Origin of the sequence: Bradyrhizobium sp. CCGUVB14 (assembly GCF_024199935.1) — a bacterium.
Lineage (GTDB): Bacteria > Pseudomonadota > Alphaproteobacteria > Rhizobiales > Xanthobacteraceae > Bradyrhizobium.
Map to the genome: position 1 here is coordinate 5,310,503 of NZ_JANADS010000001.1, position 24,178 is coordinate 5,334,680.

Genomic DNA, 24,178 nt, shown 5'->3' on the forward strand with positions numbered 1-24,178 from the left:
GACGTTCGCGGAAACCGCTAGTTCGCCGGCGGATAGTAGAGAAATTCGATCATCAGGCAGCCATCGCGGGTGAAGAACGGTCCATGCTCGACATGGGCCGGCCTCACAGCATAGGTGCCGGCCTCCAGGACTCGTGTTTCCCGTGACGCGGTGCCGATCGACAGCGTACCCGAAACCAGAAAGACCTCCTCGCACCAATCGTGCGAGACTGGCTGGCCCACAGAGGCACCGGCGACCCAGCGCGACAAGCGGGTCACCGCACCCGTCCGTGCCGCGTGATCGAAGCGACCGGACAGGATCTTCTCCTCGACCCCGACATAGCCGGGCACCGAGCGCCATCCCTCATTGGCCAGCGCGTTGAAAAACTCCCGGTGGTCCTTCATGAACCGACCGAAACCCGGCTCCGCCATACGATCATCTCCCGCGTCGACACTGACGCGGGTGCGAGCTTACAGCAGGCAAAAGGCGTTTCCCACGTGGACCGGCAGAGCAGGGCTGTCCCGCAGGGGCAGTGCGCTCACTCCGCCATCAGTTCGACGTCGCTGGATGCCGGGCCGGCCACGAGACTGTCGAGATCGACCAGCAACAAATCGGCCATGTGGGTGAGCTGGTGGAGCGGGATGCTGATCTCGCCATTCTCGGCCCGCGAGACGAACTCGGGCGAGACGCCGACCAGGTTGGCGATCTGGGCCTCGGTATAGCCTCGCGCCTCGCGCGCGCCTTTGACCTGCGCGCCAATATGGCGCCGGTGCAGGGCCTGCTCTTCCTCGGTCATCATGAGTGCCTGCTCGTCCGCGCTCGCGACGCCATCGACGAAGGCGACGCCGATCAGCCGCCGCTTCTGCCAGGCGACGCGGCAGGTTTTTCGCAAGCCGTCGGCAAAGACCAGCGTGGCTTCTTTCGGAAACGACAGCGACCAGTCGAGCTTCAGCCGCGCGCCGGTGCCTGATACGTCCGCGATGGTGCAGGGGATGCTCACCGTGCCCCTGGCGCCATCGAATTCGATGATCCCGGTCCTGGCCGTGGATTGCCTGGTCGCAGCGCGCAATTCGCTCATGGACGTCGCCCCCGGGATGTCCAGCACCTGCTGAAAATCTGCAGCCGATTTTACCTCCCGGGTTCCCTGCGCTCAATCGAACCCGCAAGCCATGGTGAAGGATTGGTTCTCGACCGGGCAGGACACCGCGACGGGATGAACCTTCCGGCCCGGCGACGCCACCAAGACTGGAGATCGCCCTTAGCCTTCCGGACATCGCAATGAGATCGCTCGCCTTGCTCTGCCTGCTCGCCTTCGCCACATCAGCACACGCGGCGTCTCCCGAGCAGCACTATCTCGATCTGCGCGACCGCTACATCGCCAAATTCTCCAAGGCCAAGGAGAGCGACGAGACCTTCAAGCAGCACGACGCGGCGCTCAACGAGCTGACCGGAGTGCTGCGCGGCCTGGTTGGTCCCGTCACGATCAAGGGGCTGCCGGCCGAGGGCAAGTCGAACGTCGACACGCTGTTCAGGGAAGACATCGGCTTCGGCCATCTCGACGGGCTCGGCTTCGCCACCGAAGGCGACAAGCAGCAGGCCGTGGTGACCACGACCGCGCTGCTCAAGCACTGGCTGCACGAGCACGGCAAGGACGGCATGCCGCAGGAGATCGATGCGGCGTTCAGGTCGGACCGCTTCTACTACCAGGCGATCCAGGACGCCGCCTTCGCCAAATACGCGGAGCTGCCGATCACCAAACCCGCATCCGCAGGCGCTGCGGTCGCCGTCCTCGGCGTCCGTGGCAATGGCGATTTGAAAGGGCCGCCGCACGAGATCGACGTGGTCGCGATCCAGGGCGAGAAGGTCTTCTTCCTGGCCGCAACTGACGCCGTGAAGACGGCCGAGATCCCGGCTTGCGAGAAGGTCTGGAAGCAGATGATGGCCAAAAAGGTCCCGCAGGATTCCATGGCCAAGGAAGATCAGGCGATGGACGCCTACACAAAGTGCTTCGCCAAGGAGGCACCGAGCCAGAGCTGGTTTGCGGCGGTCGTGAAGAAGGCGCAGAGCCAGTTGGAGCTGTTGCCGCTACGCTAGCCGAAACGGTGTTCCGGCAGACCCTGCGCAACGCCGTGGATGGCGAGAAGATGACCGGCCTGAGGCTCGACACTGAGCTGCTGCTGATCCAGGAATTTCCGGGCCGTGGTCACGTACAGCGTTTTGAGGTCGCTGCCGCCAAAACACAGGCATGTCGGATTGGTCACAGGCAGCGGGATGACGGTGTCGATCGTTCCGTCCGGCCGATAGCGCACCACCCGGCCGCCCGAGAAGAACGCCGTCCATAGCCCGCCGGTCACATCAACGCAGGCGCCGTCAGGTCGCTCCTGCGAGGCGCTGTAATCGGCAAACAGGCGCCTGTTTCGGATCACGCCGTCGTCGAGATCGAAGTCGAACGCAAAGGTGCGATACCGCCGCGTGTCCGTGAAATAGAGCGTGCGATGGTCGGGCGAGAACGCAATCCCGTTGGTGACGATGACGTCGTCGAAGATGCGTGCGACCTGGCCGTCACCAGTCACGCGATAGAGCGCGCCGTTCGGGCGATGCAGCTGGTTGTCCATGGTGCCGATCCACAGGCGGCCACGGGCGTCGACGCGGCCGTCGTTGAGACGGTTGTCGAGGCCGCGTTCGACCTCGATCACGGTCTGGCGGTGGTGGAGGGCCAAATCCCGCGCGAGCAGATGCGCACCGTCCACCGTCAGGGCCTGGCTGCCGAGGAATCGGCATGCGTAGGAGGTGACATGATGCGCGCCCGTCGCCGGGTCGAAGGATTGATGCAGCCTGCCGTCGATGTCGATCCACCACAGCTTGCGGGAGCGGTCGCACCACAAGGGCGTCTCGCCCAGAATATCCGCGCTGGCGACGGCGGTCTCGACCTTGTGCGGGGAGATCGAATTCGCGCTCATGCCGGGATCCGGTTCCAGCCGCGCGAACCGTCGCCAAAGGCCTGATAGCCATCCGGGGTCACGGCGATGGTATCCTCAAGCTTGATGAAGCCCCGTCGGGGGTGGGGCAGCGTGGTTTCGATCGAGATGACCATGCCGGCTTCCAGTGGCGCGTTGGCGTCATCGGCGGGATAGGGAATGGGGCCGTTCGCTGTCAGGCGTGGCGCTTCGTGGCTAACGATGCCCATGCCGTGGGCGACGAAATGCATCTGCTTGCCGTGAGGCGATCGCGCCAGCGCTTCCGTGGCGGCGGCGTAGATCCCGCAGCCGTCAAGACCCGCGCGGATCGGCGCGCGGGCTGCCTGCTGGATCAAATCGATCTCGTCGAGCAGATCGACCAGCTCGCCGTCCGGCGTCCCGTGCACGGCCATCCGGCAGAGATCGCCGATATAGCCTTTGTAGTTTCCGCCTGAATCCAGCGAGACGATATCGCCGGGCGCAAGGCGCTGCTCGGACGGCGCCCGGTTGAGGCTCGTGCCCATCGTCACCAGCGCATATTCGAAGACCATGTCGCGCGACAGCTCCGCGCGGCGCAGATGATCGATGATCTCGCGCTTGCTCTGGCCGGCGCGGGTACGGCTCGCCGCGTCCATCATCGACGCGACCACGCGCTCGGACGCCTCGCGGAGGATCTCCAGCTCGGCCGCGGTCTTGATCGAGCGCAGTTTCTCCAGCGGCCGCATCGCCTCGACAAGCGGGCAATCGGGAAGCTCCCGGCGCAGCACGTCCGCGGCATCGGCCGGCAGGAATGACAGCTCCGCGCCGACGCGAAGCGTGGGCGTCGCGATGGCCTTGATATGCCCAAGCGCGAGCGTCATCGCCTCGACCGAGGTCGACGACCCGAACACAACCGGCGGCATCCAATAACCGGCGCTGGTTCTGTTGTGGATGCTGTCCCGCTCGTTGCGGTTGGCGATGTAAGCCGACTTGTCCAGGTCGCCCTTCACGTAGACGAAGACGGGCAGATACCGGCTGATGCCGATCGCTTCCATGTAGTTGAACTGGAAATGATAGTACCCGCCGAGAAGGTACTGGATGTTGTGCTTCGACGTCACGATCAGGACGTCGATGCCGGCATCGTCGAGCAGGCCGTCGAGCCTGGCCGTGGAGAATGGAATATTGGCGTGCATCGATCGTTCTTCTGCGTCGACGATTTGATCTTGCGGGCAGGCGAGGGCGGTCAGGAATCCTTCCAGGACGACAGGGCATGCGCGACGCAGCCATTGATGTGCTCGCTAAGCACAGTTCTCGCGCTCTTGATGTCGCGCTTCAGCGCGCATTCCAGCAGCGCCTTGTGCTGGTTGATCGTCTCGGTGCCGCGATAGCGCAGCGCGTAGCGGAAGTATTTGTCGAATACGATCGCGTGCGTGTGCATCAGCTCGCGCGAGCCGCAGCTCGAAATCAGCGCCTGGTGGAATTCGCCGTCGTAGCGCTTGCGCAGCTCGGGATCGTCGCCCTCCTTGAGGACGGTGCGCTCGGTCGCGGCCAGCTTGTGATGCGCCGACACCACGCGTCCCTCCCACTCGACATCACCGGCCCGAAACGACTCGGCCATCGCGTGATGCTCCAGCAGGATGCGCAGATCGGCGAGCTCGCGCAGGTTCTGGATCGAGATCGGCGCCACCTCGAAGCCGCGCTGGCCTTCGGCCACCACGAAACCCTCCGACGTCAGGCGATTGAGGATCTCACGCAGCGTCGAGATGCTGACGCCGTAGTCTTCCTTCATGGCATCGAGCTTGAGACGTCCGGACGGCGTCAGCACCCCGAAAATGATGTCGGAGCGGATGCGCTGATAGCCGCTGTCGCCCGCCGACAAAGGCCGTTCCTCGAGTGCCGTCATGCCTTCTGATCCCGCTTGTCCGGACCGCCCGCTGCGCAAGAGCAGGCGAACCATCAATGTTGCCAGCACTATAGCAGATCGTCGATACCTGACGTCTACAATAATCTCATATGAAACGGATAATGTCGTTTGACTTGGAAATATATGTATGATGTGTAAATAACCTGAGGGTACGAGAAAATGAGCGCTTAAGCCGCCGTTCGTGCCCCGTGGGACCAAGGAGGTAACGATGAGCTTGTGGGTACGGGCGCTGTCTGCGACGGCGATCTGCGTGGCGCTGACGGTCGGCGCATCCGCCGCCGATGACATTCAGGAGCGGACGATCAGGTGGGGGCACCTGAACAACACCGATCACCCCGTCAGCTTTGGCGTGCAGAAATTCGCCGAGATCCTGCTGGCGAAGAGCGGAGGCAAGATGAAGGTCCGCGAGTTCGCAGCCTCACAGCTCGGCAACGAATTGCAGCAGCAATCCGCGCTACGCGGCGGCACCCAGGAAATGCTGTCGGCCTCCACGACCTCACTCGCAACCGTCATTCCGGAGTTCGGCCTCGTCGATTTCCCGTTCCTGTTCAACACGACCGAGCAGGCCGATGCGCTCGCGACCGGCAAATTCGGCACGGCGATGCTCGATACCTTGCCGTCGAAGGGCCTGATCGGTCTCGGCTATTGGGGCCTCGGCTTCCGCAACGTCACCAACAGCACACGGCCCATCACCAAGCTCGAGGATTTCAGCGGCCTCAAGCTGCGCGTGATCCCGAACCCGGTCTATCTCGAGACCTTCGGCGCCTTCAAAGCCAATCCGGTCCCGATGGCCTTCGGCGAGCTGTATTCGGCGCTGGAGACCCGCACCGTCGACGGCGAGGAGAATCCCTACACGGTCATCCTCTCCAACAAATTCTACGAAGTGCAGAAATACGTCTCCGCCACCAACCACACCTTCACGCTCAACATCATCCTGGTGAGCAAGGCGTTCTGGGACAAGCTGTCGCCGACCGAGCAGCGCCTGATGCGCGAAGCCTATGAGGAGAGCCGCGGCTACCAGAAGGAGCAGACGCGCGCGCAGACCGAAAAGGCGCTGGCGGAATTGCAGGCCAAGGGCATGCAGTACAACGCGATCGCGCCCGAGGAGACCGAGCGCATGCGCAAGACGTCGCAGCCGGTCGCGGATAAGATCTCCGCCAGCTTTCGTCCCGAGACGGTGAAGCTCTTCAACGACGAAGTCGAGCGCATCCGCAAGGACGTGAAGTAGTCCACCTCTTCGTTAACGCAGGCGGCCGAGCCGGCCCATGGCCGTCTCACGCTCCTCCTTTGCCCGGACGTCACGCATGGCGCGCGCTCTCGATCTCTATTGCAGCTTCCTAAAGGCCGTCATTGCCGCGTGTCTCGCGGTCATGGTGGTCCTGGTCTTCGGCAACGTGGTGCTGCGTTACGGCTTCAACTCCGGCATCACGATCTCCGAGGAGCTGTCGCGCTGGCTGCTGGTCTGGCTGACCTTCCTCGGGGCCATCGTCGCGATGCGCGAGCACGCCCATCTCGGCGTCGACACCCTGATCCGGAAGCTGCCGGCCTCCGGCAAGCGCATCTGCTTCGTGCTCAATTACTGCCTGATGTTGTTTGCCGACTGGCTTCTGCTGTCCGGCAGCTGGCGGCAGACCATCATCAACCTCGACGATCGTGCACCGGCGACCGGTCTTTCGATGGGCATCTTCTACGCGGTCGGCGTGATCTTCGGCGCATCGACCGCCGTGATCCTTCTCTACGATTTGTACCGCGTGATCAGCGGGCAGGCGAGCGAGGAGGACATGGTGGCCGTCCGGGAATCGGAGGAGCAGTGACATGACGATCGCCGTCTTCACCTTCTCTCTGCTCGGCGCCATGGCGCTGGGCATGCCGATCGCCTTCGCGCTCCTCATCTGCGGCGTCGCGCTGATGAGCACGATCGACATGTTCGACTCCCAGATCGTGGCGCAGAACGTCATCAACGGCGCCGACAGCTTTCCGCTGATGGCGATTCCCTTCTTCATGCTCGCAGGCGAGATCATGAACAAGGGCGGATTGGCCAAGCGCATCGTCAATGTCGCCCTCGTTGCGGTCGGGCATTTCCGCGGCGGGCTTGGTTACGTCACGATCATGGCGGCCTGTATCCTGTCGTCGCTGTCGGGGTCGGCGGCCGCCGACGCCGCCGCGCTCGCGGCGCTGCTGGTGCCGATGATGGTGGCGGCCGGGCACAAGAAGACTTACGCGGCAGGCCTCGTCGCCGCCGGCGGCGTCATCGGCCCGGTCATCCCGCCCAGCATCGGCTTCGTGATCTTCGGCGTCGCCGCCAACGTCTCGATCTCCAAGCTTTTTCTGGCCGGCATCGTGCCGGGACTGCTGCTCGGATTGGGCCTCTGCGCCGCCTGGTACTGGGTCGTGCGCAAGGAAAACCTGACGCCGCCGCCGCGGGCCTCGCTGCGCGAGATCCTGCACGCCGTCATCGACGGTTTCTGGGCGTTGATGCTGCCCGGGATCATCATCGTGGGCCTGCGCTTCGGCATCTTCACCCCGACCGAGGCCGGCGTCGTCGTCGCCGTCTATTCGCTGTTCGTCGCGACCTGCATCTATCGCGAGCTGAAATGGTCCGAGGTCTACGCAGTGATGGTGTCCTCCGCCGTGACGACGAGCGTCGTCATGTTCCTCGTCGCCGCCGCGCTGGTGTCGTCCTGGCTGATCACGGTGTCCGAGATCTCCGCCCAGGTGGTCGATCTCTTAAAACCCTTCATGGGCAACAACACCATCCTGATGCTCGCGATCATGGTCGTGGTGGTGATCGTGGGCACGGCGCTCGACATGACGCCGACCATCCTGATCCTGACGCCGATCCTGATGCCGATCATCAAGGCGGCCCATATCGACCCGGTTTATTTCGGCGTGCTCTTCATCATCAACAATTCCATCGGCCTGATCACGCCACCGGTCGGAATCGTGCTCAACGTCGTCTGCGGCGTCTCCAGGATCAGCATGGAGGACATCATCAAGGGCGTCTGGCCCTTCATGATCGCGCAACTGATCGTCCTGTTCGCGATGGTATTGTTCCCGGGACTGGTCACGATCCCGGCAAGATGGTTCGGCGGCTAGTCGCATCGGGTACAATGGAACGGAGCAGGGCAATGGCCGCGAACATCATGATCCTCAACGGGCCCAATCTCAATTTCCTCGGCATCAGGGAGCCGCATATCTACGGCCGGACGACGCTGCAGGAGATCGAGGCGAGTTGCCGGGCGCTGGCCGACCAGCTCGGCGTCTCGATCGCGTTCCATCAGTCCAACATGGAGGGCGAGCTCGTCAGCCTGATCCAGTCCGCGCATGGCAACGCGGATGCGATCATCATCAACCCGGCCGGCTATTCCTTCACCTCGATCGCCCTGATCGATGCGCTCAAGATTTTTGAAGGCGTGAAGATCGAGCTGCATATCTCCAACATCCACGCGCGCGACGAGCTGCACCGCCACTCGATCACGTCGGGTGCCTGCACGGCCGTGATCTGCGGCCTGGGTCCCTACGGCTATCTCGCCGCGATTCTGGCGGCCGTCCAAAAGCTCGGACAATTGCCTGCAACGATCCCGCCGGCCCTTCATGGGCTAGCGGTCGCGGGTCGGGCATAGCCTCAGGAGAGCGGGATGCGCGGATCGGGATTTCTCGCCATCTGGAGCGATGTCGCAGCGCAGGACCTGACCGATTACCGGCACTGGCTGACGCGCGAGCACACCGCGGAGCGCGTGACCACGAAAGGGTTCCTCGCATCGCGCGTGTTCTGCACCACGCGGGACGATATCAATCGCTTCTTCATCCTGTACGAGCTGGAAACGCCCGAGGTCCTCGACGGCGAAGCCTATCTGGCACGCCTCAACGCGCCGACGCCGTGGTCACAGCGCATCATGCCAAGGCTTGGCAATTTCATGCGGGGCGGCGGCGCCATGCTGGTGCGGGCAGGGCGGGGCGAGGGGGCCACAATTCTGGCGCTCCGGATCGAGAAGCTGCCTGGTAACCCCATGACATTGGCCGAGGCGCTGGTTGCGTGCGACGGGGTCGCCGCCGTGCAGATCGGAGCAACCGACGAGGCGCGGACATCGGTGCCGACGACGGAGAAGGGCATGCGCAAGGAGGAGGGCTTCTTCTCGGGCCTTCTGTTGATCGAGGCGCTCGATGGAGCCTCGCTGCAGGCCGCCTTGCAGCAGGCGCGCACGATTGCGCCTGACATTCTTGGGCGAGCGAGCGAGCCGGAAGTCTATCAAACCATGTTTACGCTCGACGCCCGCATCGCGGATTTCGGCTGATGGCAAGTTTCTCGCTCGCCGCCCTGACCGTGCTCGAGCTTGCGCCGCCCGAGATGATCGCGCTGGCGGCGCGCTGCGGCTACGAGAAAGTCGGGCTCAGGCTGCTGCCGGCGACGCCGGGCGGAACAGCCTACCGCCTGATGGACGATGCACCGCTCTTGCGGGAGACGCTGGCGCGATTGCAGGCGACGGGCGTGAGCGTTGCCGATCTCGAGGTCGTCGCGTTCAGGCCGGAAACCGATGTCGCGTCCTTCACGCCCTTCTTCGAAACGGGCGCGCGTCTCGGCGCGCGGCACATCCTCGTGGCCGCCTATGATCCGGATCTGACGCGGTTTTCGGACCGCTACCATCGGTTTTGCGAGGCGGCTGCCGCGTATGGACTGACGTCCGACCTGGAATTCATGCCCTGGACCAGCGTTCCGGACCTCAAGACCGCGATGCGGATCGTCGCCGACGTCGACCATCCCTCTGCCGGCATTCTGGTCGATGCCCTGCATTTCGACCGATCGCAGAGCTCGCTTGCCGATCTCCGCACCGTCCCGGCGCATCGGCTGCACTATTGGCAGCTCTGCGACGGTCCGACTGAGCGTCCGACGACGACGGAGCAGCTCATCCATGCCGCGCGCGAGGAGCGGATGTTTCCGGGCGAGGGCGGCATCGACCTTGTTGAACTGACGCGGGCGATGCCGGACGACCTCACCATCAGCATCGAGGTTCCGACCGTCCAGTTGGCGAAGACCGTCGATGCCGAAACCCGGGCGCGCCGGGCACTCGCGGCGGGCAAGGCCGTGGTCGAGAGGGCGCGCGCGAAGTCCTGAGGGAAGGGTGCTCCGGATGCCGCAAGGCGATCGCTCCTTTGACGTGGAGACCGATCTGCTGGTCGTCGGCGCCGGTGCGGCCGGCATGACCGCCGCGTTGGTCGGTGCCCTCGAGGGACTCGATGTCATCCTTTGCGAAAAGTCGGACATGGTGGGCGGCACGACCGCAACCTCCGCCGGGACCGTCTGGATTCCGGGCAACCGGCAGGGACAGCGCGCGGGCACGCCTGATACGGTCGAGGCCGCGCGCACCTATCTCGCCGCGATGCTCGACGCGCACGCGACGGACGAACGCCTGGACATGTTCCTGAAGGCAGGCCCGATCGTGCTCGATTATCTCGAGCAGAAGACGAGCGTGCAATTCGCGGCGCCGCCGGTCCATCCCGACTACAAGAACCTACCGGGCGCCGCGATCGGTGGGCGTGCCCTTGGGGCACTTCCGTTCGACGGCCGCCGGCTAGGCCGAGACTTTGCCCGGGTCAGGCCGCCGCGCCGGGAGTTCATGGTTCTCGGCGGCATGATGGTCGGAAAGGCGGACATTCCGCCCTTGCTGGCGCCCTTCCGTAACTGGGCAAACGTCAAGCACGTCGCCAGCCTCCTTACGCGCCATGCCCTGGATCGGCTGAGCTACAAGCGCGGGACGCGCCTGATCATGGGCAATGCGCTCGTCGCGAGACTGTTCGACAGTGTCCGTCGCACCGGCGTCGACTTGCGATTTGGGACAGCACTTCGCGAGATCATCCGTGAAGGCGACGACATCGCCGGTGCCGTGCTGTCGTCTCCAAGCGGAGAGGTGGCCATACGCGCCCGCAAGGGCGTGGTGCTGGCGACAGGCGGCATCGGCTGGAGCCGTGAGCTTCGGGAGCGCCTGTTTCCGGAGGCGGCGCGGCGCTTTTCCCTTGTGCCCTCATCCAACACCGGAGACGGCCTTTTGGCGGCCGAGCGTGCCAATGCCGTGATCGAACGCGACCTCGAAAGCCCGGCCTTGTGGATGCCGAGCTCGGTGATGGCGCAGGCCGACGGTCATGTCTCGGTCTTCCCGCACATCATGCTCGATCGGGCCAAGCCGGGACTGCTGGCCGTGAACAAATCGGGGCGCCGCTTCGTGAATGAAGCGGATTCCTACCACGACTTCGTCGCCGCGATGCTGCGCTCGAACGCGTCGGCAGAGTCAACGACACCTGCTTTCCTGATCTGCGACCGTGCCTTCATCAGGGATTTTGGCCTCGGGTTGGTTCACCCCGGGACCAGGAATTTGAGCGGCTTCCTGGGGGCCGGATATCTGATGGAAGGCGACACCGTCGCGGCCCTGGCCCGCAAGATCGGCGTGGACCCCGACCGGCTCGCGCAGACAGTCGAGCGGTACAACGGCTTTGCAGAAACCGGGATCGACGAAGACTTCGGCCGGGGCGCCAGCGAACTGAATCGGTTCAATGGCGATCCCAAGGGCAAGCCGACCCCATGCCTGCGACGGATCGGGCCAGGGCCATATTATGCGGTGGCCGTCTGGCCGTCGGACCTCGCCAGCAGCGCCGGCTTGCGCACGGATTCACGAGGCCGGGTTTTGTCTCGCGACGGCGAGAGCTTATCCGGGCTCTACGCGGTCGGCACCGATGCATCCTCGATCTTTCGCGGAACGTACCCCGGACCTGGCACGATGATCGGCCCAGCGATCGTATTCGGCTGGTGCGCCGCGATGGATGCTGCGGGAACGTTGCGCAGATTTATCGATCCGCCACCGCGCTAAAGCACGTCGTTGCGGTCTCTCGGACATGCCGTTTTGTTCTCAAATCATTCCGATACGGCATTAGTGCTCGGGCCTGCACTCGTCCAATGTAGTCCGCAAATCGACAAGAGAGCCATCGGCCACGACCGATGGCCGCGCGGAGGAAACCATGAAGCTCAGCAGGATGCTTTCCGTAGTGGCTGTGGCGGGACTGACCGTTTCGCCCGCCATGGCGCAGACACCCGATGCCGCCATCGCCGTGGAGGGCGGGCAAATCCGCGGTGTCGCATCCGATGTCGCCGGAGTTTCCATCTACAAAGCGGTGCCGTTCGCAGCACCTCCGGTGGGCGGCAACCGCTGGAAGTCACCTCAGCCCGTGGTGCCCTGGTCGGGCGTCAAGGACAGCGGCGCGTGGCCAAACCGGTGCACCCAACTCGCCAGCGCCAATCCGCCGGGCACGTTCTACTTCAATGAATATTATTGGGACCCGGCGAAGGATCCCAAAGACAGCGAAGACTGCCTCTATCTGAACATCTGGGTGCCGGCAAAACCTGCCGGCGCGGCGCTTCCGGTGATGGTGTACTACCACGGCGGCGGCAACCGCCACGGCAACAATTCCGAGGTCGAGTTCAACGCGGCCAAGCTCGCCGCCAAGGGTATCATCGTCGTCTCGGCCGCCTATCGCCTGAACATCATGGGCTTCCTCGCTTTGCCCGGAATGAAGGAGGAGGGCGCCGGAAACTTTGCGATCCTCGACGCCGTGGAGGCGCTGAAATGGGTGCACAAGAACATCGGCGCGTTCGGCGGTGACCCCGGCAAGGTGACCATTGCCGGGCAATCGGCGGGATCGCGCAATGTCAGAAGCGTCATGTCCACGCCGCTCTCCAAGGGCCTGTTCCAGCGCGCGATCATGCACTCGAGCCCCACCGTGATGGCGCAGCCGGGAAAGCCGAACTACGTCACGCTTGCGGACAAGACGACCGCGGCCGGACCGGTCTTCGAGAAGCTCTTTCCCGGCAAGAGCCTCGACGATCTCAGGAAGCTGCCGGCCGAAGAGTTCTACAAGGATCCGGCCAGGATCGACGCCATGTATGGCGCAACCAGCAACATGTACGCGGTCATCGACGGTCACGTCCTGACCACGGACTCGGTCGACCTGACGAAGGAGGGCGCCCTCAACGGCGTTGATGTCATCGTCGGCACGGTCGCCGACGAGCGGACCGCGCTCGACGGTGCGCCGGACAAGGTCATGGAGATTGCGGCCTTCCATGCCTACTGGAAAAAGCTGCTGGGCGAACAGCTGTACGCCAAATATGCGTTCGAGAAGCTGTACCCGGCGTCCACCGAACGCGACGCCTACCGCCAGCACCTCAAGGCCCAGGCCGACCTGCTGCTCGAGCAAAACCGGATCGCGGGCTCGCTTCTCACGGCCCGAAACCCGTCCAGCAAGGTCTACGTCTTCTACTTCAACCACCCGACGCCCGGACGCGATCGCGAATATTACGGCGCGTGGCATTCGTCCGACCTCTGGTACACCTTCAACTCGCTTCGCAACGAGCCCGGCCAACGCCCGTGGGCGCCCTATGATTTCGAGCTGGCCGAGCAGGCCTCCTCGATGTGGGCCAATTTCGTCAAGACGGGCGATCCCAACGGAGAGGGCTTGCCGGCCTGGCCCAAGGCCAGCCGTTCCAACAACGGCACCTACATGTCATTCAACGAGACATCGACCGGCGCGACCAACGCCTCGCCGTATACAGGCACGACCGCCGAACGCCGCAACGCGCTGTTCCACGATTATCAGATGACGTTCTACGGCGTCAGCGAGTGACCCGCCCCTTACGCCGGGGACTCCGTTGCTCGAGAGGCGGCCGCTCGTTCCTGAGGTCCTCGGTCGCGCGCCTGAGGATGTCGTGGAGCCAGTCGTGCGACGGCTCGCCCGCGATGCGTTCGTGCCACAACAGCCGGACCTCGACCGGGGTCGTGGCGTAGGGCAGCTCGTACGTTGTGATGGCATGCGCGCGCGCGAACGCCCGCGCCAATGGCCGCGGAACGATGGCCGCCAATTCCGAGTCCGCGAGCAAAGCGGGCAGGGCCAGGAAATGCGGCAGCGAAACTGCTATTCGCGGTGGCCGATCGCTTTCGGACAATGCCCGTTCGAGCGCCGCGCGGTCGTACATTTCCGATCGCCTGGCGAGGCCGCGCTCGGAGATGAAGCCTCCGATCGCTCCTTCCTGCTCGCCGCCGAAGGAGACAACGACGAGCGGCATGCGCGCCAGAGCCGCATTGTCGATCCGGCCGAGCTTGCGCTTTCCGCCCACGATCAGCACGTCGTCATATTCGAACAACAGCGACGTCCGGAATCGGCTCGGCGGATCCGAGAAGACGCCGATCGCAACGTCGATGCGGCCAAGGTCGATCTGCTCGGCGAGGTCGATCCGCGTCACCGGCTTGATCATCAGGTCGACCGCCGGCGCCTCGTGCCTGAGTATCTTCAGGAGCGGTGAGGCCAGCACCATCGTGGTGAAGTCGTTGGCGGCCAGGGTGAACTGCCTGGTGGAGGCGGACGGAACGAAGCTCGGCAGTTCGACCGCCACCTCGAGCGATCGCAGGGCCTCGCGAACCTGCGGCGCCATCGTCAATGCGCGCGCGGTCGGCTGCATGCCGGTCGCGGTGCGCACGAACAGATCGTCTTCCAGCATCTCGCGGAGCCGGGCGAGCGAATGGCTCACGGCGGATTGACTGAGAGCCACCCGCTGACTCGCCCGCAGCACGCTGCGCTCCTCCATGACGGCATCGAAGACCTTGAGCAGGTTCAGGTCCAGGGTCTTGAAGGAAACAGCCACGAGCAGCACACCATCGCAGGCGGATCGCGCGCCCGTTGCGTACCTGCGATCTTGTCCAGTTAAGGCCAGACGGCCAGCCGACGCAACCGAGCAGGGCGCCGGGACCGCGACGCCGGGCCGCGCGTGGCGCCAAACTGAAGGTGGTTCAGGATCACTCTGCAAGAGTTTCACTTCCGCAATTGCGCGATCCCGTCATGATCCCGGCGCCGGATTTGGAGGAGACGGGCCATGACATCCTGCGGGATATCGATCGGAGTTGTCGGAGTAGCACTGGCGCTGTTGACGGCGCCGGCCATTGCGCAGGACGGTCCGGTGAAGCTCGGCGTCCTGACCGACATGTCCTCGCTCTACGCCGACAATGGCGGTCAGGGCTCGGTGGTTGCGGCGCAGATGGCCGTCGACGATTTCAACGGTCAGGTGCTCGGGCGCCCCATCCAGATCGTCGCGGGAGATCACCAGAACAAGGCCGATGTGGGAGCGACCATCGCCCGGCGCTGGCTCGAGAATGAGAATGTCGAGGTCATTCTCGATGTGCCGAACTCTGCCGTCGCACTGGCCGTGCAGGGCATCACGCGCGACAAGAAGAAGCTGTTCCTCGCCACCGGCGCCGCCACGTCCCGCCTCACCGGCGACGAATGCTCGCCGACCGGGATCCACTGGACCTACGACACCTACGCGCTGTCGCAGGGAACGACGAAGGCGATGTCGCGTCTCGGCGCAAACGAAGCCGACAGCCGCAAGGTCATCGACGCCATGGGCGGCAAGGTGGCTGGAGCAGCCAAACATCCGATCAACACGCCCGACTTCTCATCCTTCCTGCTGCAGGCGCAGTCCTCGAAGGCGGACGTGATCGCGCTCGCCGATTCCGGCGGCGACTTCATCAACGCCGTCAAGCAGGCCGGTGAATTCGGCATCACGGAGCGGCAGAAGCTTGTCGGGTTGCTCGTCTTCATCGCCGACATTCACAGTCTCGGACTCCAGAGCGCCCAGGGCCTGATGCTGAGCTCGGCGTTCTACTGGGACCTCAACGACGACACGCGCGCGTGGTCCAGGCGTTTCATCGCGAAGACCCAGAAGGTCCCGACCATGATCCATGCCGGCACGTATGGCGCGGTCATGCACTACCTGAAAGCCGTCCAGGCGGCGGGCACGCTGGATGGGCCAACCGTCGCCGCCACGATGCGCGCAATGCCCGTGAACGATTTCATGACCCGCAACGGCCGGATCCGCGACGACGGCCGGCTGGTTCGCGACATGTATCTGTTTCGCGTCAAGGCGCCCGCGCAATCGAGATACAAGTTCGACTATTACGAGCTGCTGGCGACAATCCCGGGAGACGAAGCTTTCCGGCCGATGGAGCAGGGCGGATGTCCATTCCCCAAGAAGTCATGATCGGCCAAGGCGTCGTCGGCAAAGGCTTGGCGGCCCAGAGCCGCATCGACGAGATCATCGCAAGCCGTTTTGCATGCCGCGACTTCTCGGGCGCGCCGGTCGGGCGAGGGATCATCGAAGAGATTCTGCGCGTGGCGCGGTTCGCGCCGAGCGGCGCCAACATCCAGCCCTGGCGCGTCTACGTCCTGGCGGGCGACGCCAAGGAGCGGGTGTCGGCGGCGCTCCACGAAGCCCACGAAACCGCTCGCGACGCGCACGTGTCGGAATACCGCTACTATGCCAGCGACCTGCCCGAACCCTACCTGCAGCGACGGCAGGAGTTCGGCCGATTGTTCTACGGCTCGCTCGGCATCGCCCAAACCGATGCCGAGGCCAGAAGCGCGCAGACGGCCAAGAATTACGCGTTCTTCGGCGCGCCCGTCGGACTGATCGTCACAATCGACCGGCGCCTGCAGGTCGGGAGCTGGCTCGACCTCGGCATGTTCGTCCAGAACGTGCTGTTGGCGGCGGCAGGCCACGGGCTGCAGTCCTGTCCGCAGGAGACGTTCTCGAAATATCACCGGATCCTGCGCCCGCTGCTGCAGATCCCGGCGGAGCAAATGGTGGTGTGCGGCATCTCGATCGGCCGTGCCAGGGACGGGTCGCGGGGCAGGCTGATGCCGCGCGCGGACATCGCCGACTTCGCCGCGTTCGCGGGGTTCGAAGACCAGTGTGCAACCGAAACAGAAAGGACACGGCCATGGGAAGCCGAGAGGACCTGATTCAGAGCAGCATTCCGTTCCTGCGCGAGGTCAAGGACATGACGCCCGGCGCGCAGATGGAGCGGTGGCTCAACGAGAGATATGGCGAGGACAGCCAGCTCTACCAGGACCTGGCCCGCCTGATAAAGCGCGGCGTCGAGGAAGGCTGGGCAGCCAACCAGGAGGTCGATGGTCCGAACTACCGGCGCAGCCGCATCCTGGAGCCCACGCCCGACACGTTCCAGTTCAGCATCACGGCCGTCTACATGAACAGCGCCGATCCACGCCGCTTCAAGGACGAGGACGACCATGACCATGACGTGCTGCGTGGGCAGTATCACGGCCATCCGTATGGGGAGCTGAACCTGGTCGTGCCCCTGGACAAGGGCGCCGAGCTGAAGGGACTGCAGGGCTGGCAGGGGCCCGGCTGGACGGCGCCCGATCCCGGCAGCCGGCACTATCCCGAGGTCCGCGGCGGCGCCGTCATCGCGCTGTTCTATCTGCCCGCCGGACGCATCTCCTACGACTTCGCCGCACCGTCCTGATCACCCGCCGGACGATCCCGGATGACGCCGTTCGCCGGCGCCATCGGTTTCGAAGCAACCCCATCAAAGTAAGGACAGGCCCGCGCGGCGACGATGCGTCGCGCTGGCCACGGCCTGCGAGGCAGGCTGTGGTCGAAGAGGAGGCGTTTCGGCGACGCGACGCCGGATCGCACCCGATCCGGGACAGCCATATCCGTAATTCGCATAAGGTATATTATGGAATATATTTATATCCAATTGGATCAGTTATTTAGACGAAGTTCCTGACACCACGCCTTCGCTGCAGCCGATTTTCGAGCCGACCCATCGGTCGTCGCCGCAGCTCCTGACGGCTACTGTGCATGGGGTTGTTTTCGCCTTTTCGAATCCGACCCATCTGCCGAAAGCCGATATTGCCGCGACCTTGTCCGGCTGCAATAAGCGAGCTTCGCGAGATCGCAGATGACTGCTGACCAGACGTCCGTATAGGTTTGCATCTCACAACAAGAACAAACTTCCGAGGAAGCAGACCCATGGTCTTTTCGACGCGTTTTTCCCGCCGCACGCTTCTCAAGGCCTCCGCCGCGACCGCCGTCTTTGGCGGCGTCAGCTCGCCCTATGTGGCCCGTGCCCAGGCCGCCGAGTTTTCCTACAAGTTCGCTAATCTGACTGAGTCACAAAACCGCAGGCTTTGGCCGGCCAGAATCAGCGATGGTTGAGGCATCGACCATCAACCGACGAGGCCGACATGAACGGGCGTGGCACCAAGACCAGCGAAATGCGATTTGCGGCGTATTTGGAAGGGCTTGCCAGCGTCATCGGTCATGCGGATCGGAAGGCGCCACTGCGCGACTATTGCGTCGGTCTGATGGCCTGTGGCGGTCGCAAGAGCGTGGAGCCGATGGCGGCGGTGACGGCCCCGGAACGGACGGCCGCCCAGCATCAATCGCTGCTGCATTTCGTCGGCAGCGGCGCCTGGTCGGATGAGAAGGTGCTGGGCAAGGTACGCGAGATGGTCCTGCCGGCGATTGAACGCCAGGGCCCGATCGAAGCTTGGATCATCGATGACACCGGATTTCCCAAGCAGGGGCGACACTCGGTTGGAGTTGCACGGCAATATTGCGGGCAGCTCGGCAAGCAGGATAATTGCCAGGTGGCGGTGTCACTGTCGATTGCCAACCACCACGCCAGCCTGCCTGTCGCCTATCGCCTTTATCTTCCGAAGGAATGGACTGAGGATTGCGATCGGCGGCGCAAGGTGGGCATTCCTGCCGAAGTCGGCTTCCGGACCAAGCCTGAGATCGCGCTGGAGCAGTTGCGGTGGGCCTGTGCGAGCGAACTTCCGCGCGGTGTCGTGCTGATGGACGCGGGCTATGGCAACAACAGCGATCTGCGCACGGAGATCACGGCGCTGGGATTGACCTATGTGGCGGGTCTTCTGTCGAGCACAACGGTATGGGCGCCCGGCACCGGTCCCTTGCCGCCGAAGCCATGGTCGGGCCGCGGTCGTCCCCCGAAACTGATGCGCCGCAACCGTCAGCATCAACCGGCCGCCGTCAAGGCGCTCGCGATCGGCCTGCCGGCCAAAGCTTGGCGCACCATCACATGGCGGCAAGGAACGAACGAAAAGCTGAGCTCGCGCTTTGCCCGCGTCCGGGTCCGTGCCGCGCACCGTGATTATTGCCAAACCACCCAGCGGTTGGAGGAATGGTTGCTGATCGAATGGCCGAAAGGCGAGGACCAGCCTACCAAATACTGGCTCTCGACATTGCCGGAGGATGTGGCATTCCGGACTCTCGTAGAGACGGCTAAATTGCGCTGGCGCATCGAACGCGACTATCAGGATCTCAAGCAGGAAGTCGGGCTTGGCCACTTCGAGGGACGCGGCTGGCGCGGCTTTCATCATCACGCAACGATGTGCATTGCAGCCTTCGGATTCCTGATCTCCGAGCGGGAGACGATTCCCCCCTCAGGCGCTCGGTGCGCCCGGCCGATCCCGCTCGCTCGCGTTCCCGCAGATTACAGACCCCGCGGATCTGCCACTGCGAACCCAACGCCACATTCCAGATTCGATCACGACGATGCGACGGCGGCTCGAACAAGGGCTGGTCCGAACGTTGTTGAGATGTCCTTGTTGTGCGATCAAGTTCGCCCACTCCACCGACCACCGTTTGTGACGCAGTAGGACTAACAACCTGCCTGAGTCGCATCCGTTCGTGGCGCGCGCCCGTGAGATGGCGGCGGCCATCAAGACCGAGACCAACGGCCGGTTCGACCTCCAGGTCTTTCCGAACAGCCAGCTCGGCTCCGACACCGACATGCTGAGCCAGGTGCGCTCCGGCGGCGTCGAGTTCTTCACGCTGTCGGGCCTGATCCTGGCGACCCTGGTGCCGGCGGCCTCGATCAACGGCATCGGCTTTGCGTTCCCGGATTACCCCACGGTCTGGAAGGCCATGGACGGCGATCTCGGCGCCTATGTCCGCGGCGAGATCAACAAGGCCGGGCTCGAGGTCATGGACAAGATCTGGGACAACGGCTTCCGCCAGACCACGTCCTCGACCAAGCCGATCAACGGCCCGGACGATTTCAAGGGCTTCAAGATCCGCGTGCCGGTGTCGCCGCTGTGGACCTCGATGTTCAAGGCGTTCGACGCCTCGCCCGCCTCGATCAATTTCGCCGAAGTCTATTCGGCCCTGCAGACCAAGATCGTCGAAGGCCAGGAGAACCCGCTGGCCCTGATCTCGACGGCGAAGCTCTACGAGGTCCAGAAATACTGCTCGCTGACCAACCACATGTGGGACGGCTTCTGGTTCCTGATGAACCGCCGCGCCTGGGCGGCGCTCCCGGACGACATCAAGACCATCGTCGCCAAGAACGTCAATGCGGCCGCCGTCAAGGAGCGCGAGGACACCGAGAAGCTCAATATCAGCGTCAGGCAGGAGTTGGCGGGCAAGGGCCTCACGTTCAACCAGCCCGAGGTCGGGCCGTTCCGTGACAAGCTGCGCGCCGCCGGCTTCTACGCCGAGTGGAAGGGCAAGTACGGCGACAAGGCCTGGGATCTGCTCGAAAAGTCCGTCGGCAAGCTGTCGTAACGTACCAAGCAATAGGGGCCTCGCCATGGCTCATGTCGACATGACGCCAGCCGTGGCCGGCGAGGTGGCAACACCCCCTCGCCGCCGGCCTGTGCTCGGCGCGATCGAGCATGCATTGAAATGGCTGGTCGAGATCCCGGCGGCGATCCTTGTCGTCGCCGAGGTCGTGATCCTGTTCGCCGGCGTGGTCTCGCGCTACGTGCTGCATGCGCCGCTGGTGTGGTCCGACGAGCTGGCCTCGATGCTGTTCCTGTGGCTGGCGATGCTGGGCTCCGCGGTCGCATTCCGCCGCAGCGAGCACATGCGGATGACGGCGCTGGTCGCGAGCGCCGGCCCCAGGCTCTGGGCTTATCTCGACGTGGTCGCGACCTGCGCGGCGCTGGCATTTCTGCTGCTGATCGTGCACCCGGCCTATGAGTACGCCTACGAAGAGAGTTTCATCACCACGCCGGCGCTGCAGATCTCAAATACCTGGCGCGCTGCGGCGCTGCCGGTCGGCATCTGCCTGATGGTGCTGTTCGCGCTGCTGCGGCTGCTCCGCGTCGGCGACATCAGGACGCTGCTGGCGGCCGCCGCCACGGTCGTCGTGCTCTGCGCCGCGTTCTGGTACGCGCAGCCGCTGCTCAAGCCGCTCGGCAATCTCAATCTCATCATCTTCTTCGTCGGAGTGGTCGGCTTCTGCGTGTTCGCGGGCGTGCCGATCGCGTTTGCTTTCGGGCTGGCGATCTTCGGCTATCTGGCGCTGACCACGCGGACGCCGCTGATGGTGCTGGTCGGACGGATGGACGAGGGCATGAGCCACCTCATCCTGCTCTCGGTGCCGCTGTTCGTGTTCCTGGGGCTCCTGATCGAGATGACCGGCATGGCGCGGGCCATGGTGGCGTTTCTGGCGAGCCTGCTCGGCCATGTCCGCGGCGGCCTGCATTACGTGCTGGTCGGCGCGATGTACCTGGTCTCAGGCATTTCGGGCGCCAAGGCGGCTGATATGGCGGCCGTTGCGCCCGTGCTGTTTCCGGAAATGAAGCAGCGCGGCGCCAAGCCGGGCGATCTCGTCGCCCTGCTCGCGGCAACCGGCGCCCAGACCGAAACCATTCCGCCGAGCCTGGTGCTGATCACCATCGGCTCGGTCACGGGCGTATCGATCTCCGCGCTGTTCACCGGCGGCCTGCTGCCGGGCGTCGTGCTGGCACTGACGCTGTCAGGCCTGGTGTGGTGGCGCTACCGCGGCGAAGATCTGAGCCACGTCACCCGCGCTACATCGGGCGAGATTGCGCGCGCGTTCGTGGTGTCCATCCCTGCCCTGGCCCTGCCCTTTGTCATCCGCTACGCCGTGGTCGAAGGCATCGCGACCGCCACCGAAGTCTCGACCATCGGCATCGTCTACGCGCTGGTGATTGGGCTCCTGATCTATCGGCAATTCGACTGGCGGCGGCTGTTGCCGATGCTGATCGAGACCGCGTGCCTGTCCGGCGCCATCCTGCTGATCATTGGGACTGCGACCGGCATGGCCTGGGGCCTGACCCAGTCCGGCTTCTCGCGCGCGCTGGCGGCGTCCATGACCGGCCTGCCCGGCGGCTCCGCCACCTTCATCGCCGTCTCGATCCTGGCCTTCGTGATCCTCGGCAGCGTGCTGGAAGGCATCCCGGCCATCGTGCTGTTCGGACCGCTGATGTTTCCGATCGCCCGGCTCGTCGGCGTGCACGAGGTCCACTACGCCATGATCATCATCCTGGCGATGGGCATCGGGCTATTCGCCCCGCCGTTCGGCGTCGGCTATTATGCCGCCTGCGCCATCGGACGGGTCGATCCGGCCGAAGGCATCAGACCGATCTGGGGCTATCTGCTGGCGCTGCTGGTGGGATTGATCATCGTCGCGGTCTTCCCCTGGATCTCGATCGGATTCCTGTAAACCGCGCGGCGTCATGGAGGGTGTCGATGAGCGATCAGCAGAACCAGTACAATATCGGCCTCGACAAGACCCCCGCCAACTACGTGCCGCTGTCGCCGCTGAGCTTCCTCGCGCGTAGCGCCGCGGTGTATCCGGATCACGTCAGCACGGTCTATGAGGGCCGCAGCTTCACCTGGGCTCAGACGCATGAGCGCTGCAAGCGCTTTGCATCCTGGCTCGCCGGCAAGGGCATCGGCGTCGGCGACACCGTCGCGGCAATGCTGCCGAACATTCCGGCGATGAACGAGGCGCACTTCGCGGTGCCCATGACGGGCGCCGTGCTCAATGCGCTCAACATCCGCCTCGATGCGCCCTCGATCGCGTTCCAGCTCGATCATGGCGGCGCCAAGATCATCCTTGTCGACCCCGAGTTTTCCGGCGTGATCACCGATGCGTTGGCGCAAATGAGCGGGCCAAAGCCGTTCGTAATCGACGTCGATGATGCCTCGTTTAAGGGCGGCAAGCGCATCGGCGAGTTCGAATATGAAGCCGCCGTCGCGCAAGGCGATCCGAATTTTGCGGCGATCCTGCCAAAGGACGAGTGGGATGCGATCGCGCTGAGCTACACCTCTGGCACCACGGGCAATCCCAAAGGCGTCGTCACCCATCATCGCGGCGCCTATCTGAATGCCGTCAGCAACATCCTTGCCGGCAATCTCGGTCAGCATCCGGTCTATCTCTGGACGCTGCCGATGTTCCACTGCAACGGCTGGTGCTTTCCCTGGACCTTGGCGGCGGCCGCCGGCATCAATGTCTGCCTCCGCAAGGTCGAGCCGACCAGGATCTTCGAGCTGATCAAGCAGCACGGTGTCACCCACATGTGCGGCGCGCCGATCGTCTACAACACGCTGATCAATGCTCCCGATGCACCGAAGGACGGCACGGCCCGCCGCGTCATCGGCCTGATCGCCGGCGCTGCGCCGCCGGTCGCCGTTCTCGAAGGCGCCGAAAGCATAGGCATCAAGCTCACGCACGTCTATGGCCTGACCGAGGTCTACGGCCCCGCCTCCGTCTGCGCCGAGCAGCCCGGCTGGGACGAGCTTCCCGCTCCCGAACGCGCGAAAATGAAACGCCGGCAGGGCGTGCCCTACCCGCTCGAGGAAGGCGTTACGGTCATCAATCCGCAGACCATGCAGGAGGTGCCGCGCGATGGAGAAACCATCGGCGAGGTCATGTTCCGCGGCAACATCGTGATGAAGGGCTACCTCAAGAACGAGAAGGCGACGAAGGAAGCCTTCGAGGGCGGCTGGTTTCACACCGGCGATCTCGGCGTGCTCGACGAGCACGGCTACGTCACCATCAAGGATCGCTCCAAGGACATCATCATCTCCGGCGGAGAGAACATTTCGTCCGTGGAGGTCGAGGACATCCTCTACAAGCACCCGGCCGTGCTGTTCGCCGCCGTGGTCGCGAAGCCCGATCCGAAATGGGGCGAGGTGCCCTGCGCCTTCGTCGAGCTCAAGGACGGAGCGAGCGCGAGCGAGGCCGAGATCATCGCCTTCTGCCGCACGCATATGAGCGGCTTCAAGACCCCGAAGGCGGTCGTGTTCGGGCCGATCCCGAAGACGTCGACGGGCAAGATCCAGAAATTCCTGCTGCGCAACGAGGTCGGCTCGGCCAAGGCGATTACGGCCTGATTGATCTGCGACGACCGGGTCGCATTCCCGTGAAACCCCGGACATAACGGGAAAAGATTTGAAAAAGGTGGCGCCGCCCTTACGGTTCCATCGCACCGGGTTCGTCGATTCCTGAACGATGCGCCGCGCGGTTGGCGACCGGTACGGTTGGGGCGGTTGATGCGATTTGTCTCGCGCGAGGGCGCATTTTTGCGTCTCGCGCCGCTATTGATGATCGGACTGCTACCGGGTGGCGCGAACGCGCAAGCCCCGGCGAAGCTGCCTGCCAGCGCGTCTCCGCCGGCCCAGAGCGCCATTCCTTCGGCTCCGTCGCAAACAACGCAG

The 24,178-nt window shown here is 64.2% G+C and carries 21 protein-coding genes and 2 pseudogenes; 17 read left to right on the forward strand and 6 right to left on the reverse strand.

Translation table 11 applies throughout. The features are described from left to right. Positions 1 to 17: 17 nt before the first annotated feature. A complete protein-coding gene (locus NLM32_RS24685) occupies positions 18 to 410 on the reverse strand; it encodes a cupin domain-containing protein (protein ID WP_254131460.1) in 393 nt (130 codons plus the stop codon). A gap of 107 nt (positions 411 to 517) precedes the next feature. Next, positions 518 to 1,057 carry a helix-turn-helix domain-containing protein gene (locus tag NLM32_RS24690; protein ID WP_254131461.1) on the reverse strand — a complete coding sequence of 180 codons (540 nt, stop codon included), beginning with the start codon at positions 1,055 to 1,057 and terminating at the stop codon, positions 518 to 520. 200 nt (positions 1,058 to 1,257) lie between these two features. Between NLM32_RS24690 and NLM32_RS24695 the strand changes: the two genes are divergently transcribed. Next, positions 1,258 to 2,073 (forward strand): hypothetical protein, encoded by an 816-nt coding sequence (locus NLM32_RS24695; protein WP_254131462.1) that lies wholly within the window; start codon positions 1,258 to 1,260, stop codon positions 2,071 to 2,073. Here the strand turns inward: NLM32_RS24695 and NLM32_RS24700 are convergent. From NLM32_RS24700 to NLM32_RS24710, 3 genes are read right to left on the reverse strand one after another with little or no spacing between them, the layout of a single operon-like run. After that, positions 2,070 to 2,939, reverse strand: coding sequence for an SMP-30/gluconolactonase/LRE family protein (locus NLM32_RS24700; protein WP_254131463.1), 870 nt, complete (start codon positions 2,937 to 2,939; stop codon positions 2,070 to 2,072). The two genes, NLM32_RS24695 and NLM32_RS24700, sit on opposite strands and share 4 nt — an antisense overlap. Then, positions 2,936 to 4,108: a Xaa-Pro peptidase family protein gene (locus tag NLM32_RS24705; RefSeq protein WP_254131464.1), complete on the reverse strand. Its 1,173-nt coding sequence runs from the start codon at positions 4,106 to 4,108 to the stop codon at positions 2,936 to 2,938. The genes NLM32_RS24700 and NLM32_RS24705 overlap by 4 nt, the downstream gene beginning before the upstream one ends. A gap of 50 nt (positions 4,109 to 4,158) precedes the next feature. Then, positions 4,159 to 4,818 (reverse strand): GntR family transcriptional regulator, encoded by a 660-nt coding sequence (locus NLM32_RS24710; protein ID WP_254131465.1) that lies wholly within the window; start codon positions 4,816 to 4,818, stop codon positions 4,159 to 4,161. Between the two features lie 229 nt (positions 4,819 to 5,047). On the opposite strand from NLM32_RS24710, the gene NLM32_RS24715 reads away from it, so the two are divergent. The 8 genes from NLM32_RS24715 (at position 5,048) to NLM32_RS24750 (ending at position 13,506) form a co-directional block, all read left to right on the forward strand. Then, entirely contained in the window at positions 5,048 to 6,067 is a 1,020-nt protein-coding gene (locus NLM32_RS24715) for a TRAP transporter substrate-binding protein (protein WP_254131466.1), read from the forward strand. A 76-nt stretch (positions 6,068 to 6,143) separates the two neighbouring features. Continuing rightward, complete coding sequence (locus NLM32_RS24720) at positions 6,144 to 6,653, forward strand: TRAP transporter small permease (protein ID WP_254131467.1); 510 nt, start codon at positions 6,144 to 6,146, stop codon at positions 6,651 to 6,653. Position 6,654: 1 nt separating this feature from the next. Then, positions 6,655 to 7,935 carry a TRAP transporter large permease gene (locus NLM32_RS24725; protein WP_254131468.1) on the forward strand — a complete coding sequence of 427 codons (1,281 nt, stop codon included), beginning with the start codon at positions 6,655 to 6,657 and terminating at the stop codon, positions 7,933 to 7,935. A 32-nt stretch (positions 7,936 to 7,967) separates the two neighbouring features. After that, positions 7,968 to 8,462, forward strand: a complete 495-nt coding sequence (locus tag NLM32_RS24730) for a type II 3-dehydroquinate dehydratase (protein WP_254131469.1) — start codon at positions 7,968 to 7,970, stop codon at positions 8,460 to 8,462. 15 nt (positions 8,463 to 8,477) lie between these two features. Then, the gene (locus NLM32_RS24735) at positions 8,478 to 9,134 is read left to right on the forward strand and encodes a hypothetical protein (RefSeq protein WP_254131470.1); all 657 of its coding nucleotides are present in this window, start codon (positions 8,478 to 8,480) and stop codon (positions 9,132 to 9,134) included. Beyond that, positions 9,134 to 9,952, forward strand: coding sequence for a sugar phosphate isomerase/epimerase (locus NLM32_RS24740; RefSeq protein ID WP_254131471.1), 819 nt, complete (start codon positions 9,134 to 9,136; stop codon positions 9,950 to 9,952). The genes NLM32_RS24735 and NLM32_RS24740 overlap by 1 nt, the downstream gene beginning before the upstream one ends. A gap of 16 nt (positions 9,953 to 9,968) precedes the next feature. Further along, positions 9,969 to 11,699 carry an FAD-dependent oxidoreductase gene (locus NLM32_RS24745; RefSeq protein WP_254131472.1) on the forward strand — a complete coding sequence of 577 codons (1,731 nt, stop codon included), beginning with the start codon at positions 9,969 to 9,971 and terminating at the stop codon, positions 11,697 to 11,699. 148 nt (positions 11,700 to 11,847) lie between these two features. Further along, complete coding sequence (locus NLM32_RS24750; protein WP_254131473.1) at positions 11,848 to 13,506, forward strand: carboxylesterase/lipase family protein; 1,659 nt, start codon at positions 11,848 to 11,850, stop codon at positions 13,504 to 13,506. On the opposite strand, the gene NLM32_RS24755 is transcribed toward NLM32_RS24750, so the two are convergent. Continuing rightward, positions 13,496 to 14,521: a LysR family transcriptional regulator gene (locus tag NLM32_RS24755; RefSeq protein WP_254131474.1), complete on the reverse strand. Its 1,026-nt coding sequence runs from the start codon at positions 14,519 to 14,521 to the stop codon at positions 13,496 to 13,498. The genes NLM32_RS24750 and NLM32_RS24755 overlap by 11 nt on opposite strands. Positions 14,522 to 14,749: 228 nt before the next feature. Between NLM32_RS24755 and NLM32_RS24760 the strand changes: the two genes are divergently transcribed. The 8 genes and pseudogenes from NLM32_RS24760 (at position 14,750) to NLM32_RS24795 (ending at position 23,854) form a co-directional block, all read left to right on the forward strand. Further along, positions 14,750 to 15,913 (forward strand): ABC transporter substrate-binding protein, encoded by a 1,164-nt coding sequence (locus NLM32_RS24760; RefSeq protein ID WP_254131475.1) that lies wholly within the window; start codon positions 14,750 to 14,752, stop codon positions 15,911 to 15,913. After that, positions 15,889 to 16,674 carry a nitroreductase gene (locus NLM32_RS24765; RefSeq protein ID WP_254131476.1) on the forward strand — a complete coding sequence of 262 codons (786 nt, stop codon included), beginning with the start codon at positions 15,889 to 15,891 and terminating at the stop codon, positions 16,672 to 16,674. Before NLM32_RS24760 ends, NLM32_RS24765 begins: the two co-directional genes overlap by 25 nt. Beyond that, complete coding sequence (locus tag NLM32_RS24770; RefSeq protein WP_254131477.1) at positions 16,653 to 17,198, forward strand: DUF4863 family protein; 546 nt, start codon at positions 16,653 to 16,655, stop codon at positions 17,196 to 17,198. Before NLM32_RS24765 ends, NLM32_RS24770 begins: the two co-directional genes overlap by 22 nt. 512 nt (positions 17,199 to 17,710) lie before the next feature. Beyond that, a pseudogene (locus NLM32_RS24775) lies at positions 17,711 to 17,842 on the forward strand (twin-arginine translocation signal domain-containing protein); the annotation flags it as partial. 83 nt (positions 17,843 to 17,925) lie between these two features. Then, the gene (locus NLM32_RS24780) at positions 17,926 to 19,362 is read left to right on the forward strand and encodes an IS701 family transposase (RefSeq protein WP_254128466.1); all 1,437 of its coding nucleotides are present in this window, start codon (positions 17,926 to 17,928) and stop codon (positions 19,360 to 19,362) included. 4 nt (positions 19,363 to 19,366) lie between these two features. Further along, a pseudogene (locus NLM32_RS24785) lies at positions 19,367 to 20,269 on the forward strand (TRAP transporter substrate-binding protein); the annotation flags it as partial. Between the two features lie 25 nt (positions 20,270 to 20,294). Further along, positions 20,295 to 22,178: a TRAP transporter large permease subunit gene (locus NLM32_RS24790; protein WP_254131478.1), complete on the forward strand. Its 1,884-nt coding sequence runs from the start codon at positions 20,295 to 20,297 to the stop codon at positions 22,176 to 22,178. 26 nt (positions 22,179 to 22,204) lie between these two features. Further along, the gene (locus tag NLM32_RS24795) at positions 22,205 to 23,854 is read left to right on the forward strand and encodes an acyl-CoA synthetase (RefSeq protein WP_254131479.1); all 1,650 of its coding nucleotides are present in this window, start codon (positions 22,205 to 22,207) and stop codon (positions 23,852 to 23,854) included. The last annotated feature ends 324 nt before the right edge of the window (positions 23,855 to 24,178 follow it).

What these genes read in the sequence shown, in the direction of transcription:
- NLM32_RS24685 (WP_254131460.1), bottom strand. Translation starts at nt 410, where the DNA reads ATGGCGGAGCCGGGTTTCGGTCGGTTCATGAAGGACCACCGGGAGTTT.
- NLM32_RS24745 (WP_254131472.1), top strand. Translation starts at nt 9,969, where the DNA reads ATGCCGCAAGGCGATCGCTCCTTTGACGTGGAGACCGATCTGCTGGTC.
- NLM32_RS24720 (WP_254131467.1), top strand. Translation starts at nt 6,144, where the DNA reads ATGGCGCGCGCTCTCGATCTCTATTGCAGCTTCCTAAAGGCCGTCATT.
- NLM32_RS24690 (WP_254131461.1), bottom strand. Translation starts at nt 1,057, where the DNA reads ATGAGCGAATTGCGCGCTGCGACCAGGCAATCCACGGCCAGGACCGGG.
- NLM32_RS24790 (WP_254131478.1), top strand. Translation starts at nt 20,295, where the DNA reads ATGGCTCATGTCGACATGACGCCAGCCGTGGCCGGCGAGGTGGCAACA.
- NLM32_RS24725 (WP_254131468.1), top strand. Translation starts at nt 6,655, where the DNA reads ATGACGATCGCCGTCTTCACCTTCTCTCTGCTCGGCGCCATGGCGCTG.
- NLM32_RS24700 (WP_254131463.1), bottom strand. Translation starts at nt 2,939, where the DNA reads ATGAGCGCGAATTCGATCTCCCCGCACAAGGTCGAGACCGCCGTCGCC.
- NLM32_RS24740 (WP_254131471.1), top strand. Translation starts at nt 9,134, where the DNA reads ATGGCAAGTTTCTCGCTCGCCGCCCTGACCGTGCTCGAGCTTGCGCCG.
- NLM32_RS24750 (WP_254131473.1), top strand. Translation starts at nt 11,848, where the DNA reads ATGAAGCTCAGCAGGATGCTTTCCGTAGTGGCTGTGGCGGGACTGACC.
- NLM32_RS24730 (WP_254131469.1), top strand. Translation starts at nt 7,968, where the DNA reads ATGGCCGCGAACATCATGATCCTCAACGGGCCCAATCTCAATTTCCTC.
- NLM32_RS24795 (WP_254131479.1), top strand. Translation starts at nt 22,205, where the DNA reads ATGAGCGATCAGCAGAACCAGTACAATATCGGCCTCGACAAGACCCCC.
- NLM32_RS24695 (WP_254131462.1), top strand. Translation starts at nt 1,258, where the DNA reads ATGAGATCGCTCGCCTTGCTCTGCCTGCTCGCCTTCGCCACATCAGCA.
- NLM32_RS24705 (WP_254131464.1), bottom strand. Translation starts at nt 4,108, where the DNA reads ATGCACGCCAATATTCCATTCTCCACGGCCAGGCTCGACGGCCTGCTC.
- NLM32_RS24770 (WP_254131477.1), top strand. Translation starts at nt 16,653, where the DNA reads ATGGGAAGCCGAGAGGACCTGATTCAGAGCAGCATTCCGTTCCTGCGC.
- NLM32_RS24765 (WP_254131476.1), top strand. Translation starts at nt 15,889, where the DNA reads ATGTCCATTCCCCAAGAAGTCATGATCGGCCAAGGCGTCGTCGGCAAA.
- NLM32_RS24780 (WP_254128466.1), top strand. Translation starts at nt 17,926, where the DNA reads ATGAACGGGCGTGGCACCAAGACCAGCGAAATGCGATTTGCGGCGTAT.
- NLM32_RS24710 (WP_254131465.1), bottom strand. Translation starts at nt 4,818, where the DNA reads ATGACGGCACTCGAGGAACGGCCTTTGTCGGCGGGCGACAGCGGCTAT.
- NLM32_RS24760 (WP_254131475.1), top strand. Translation starts at nt 14,750, where the DNA reads ATGACATCCTGCGGGATATCGATCGGAGTTGTCGGAGTAGCACTGGCG.
- NLM32_RS24715 (WP_254131466.1), top strand. Translation starts at nt 5,048, where the DNA reads ATGAGCTTGTGGGTACGGGCGCTGTCTGCGACGGCGATCTGCGTGGCG.
- NLM32_RS24735 (WP_254131470.1), top strand. Translation starts at nt 8,478, where the DNA reads ATGCGCGGATCGGGATTTCTCGCCATCTGGAGCGATGTCGCAGCGCAG.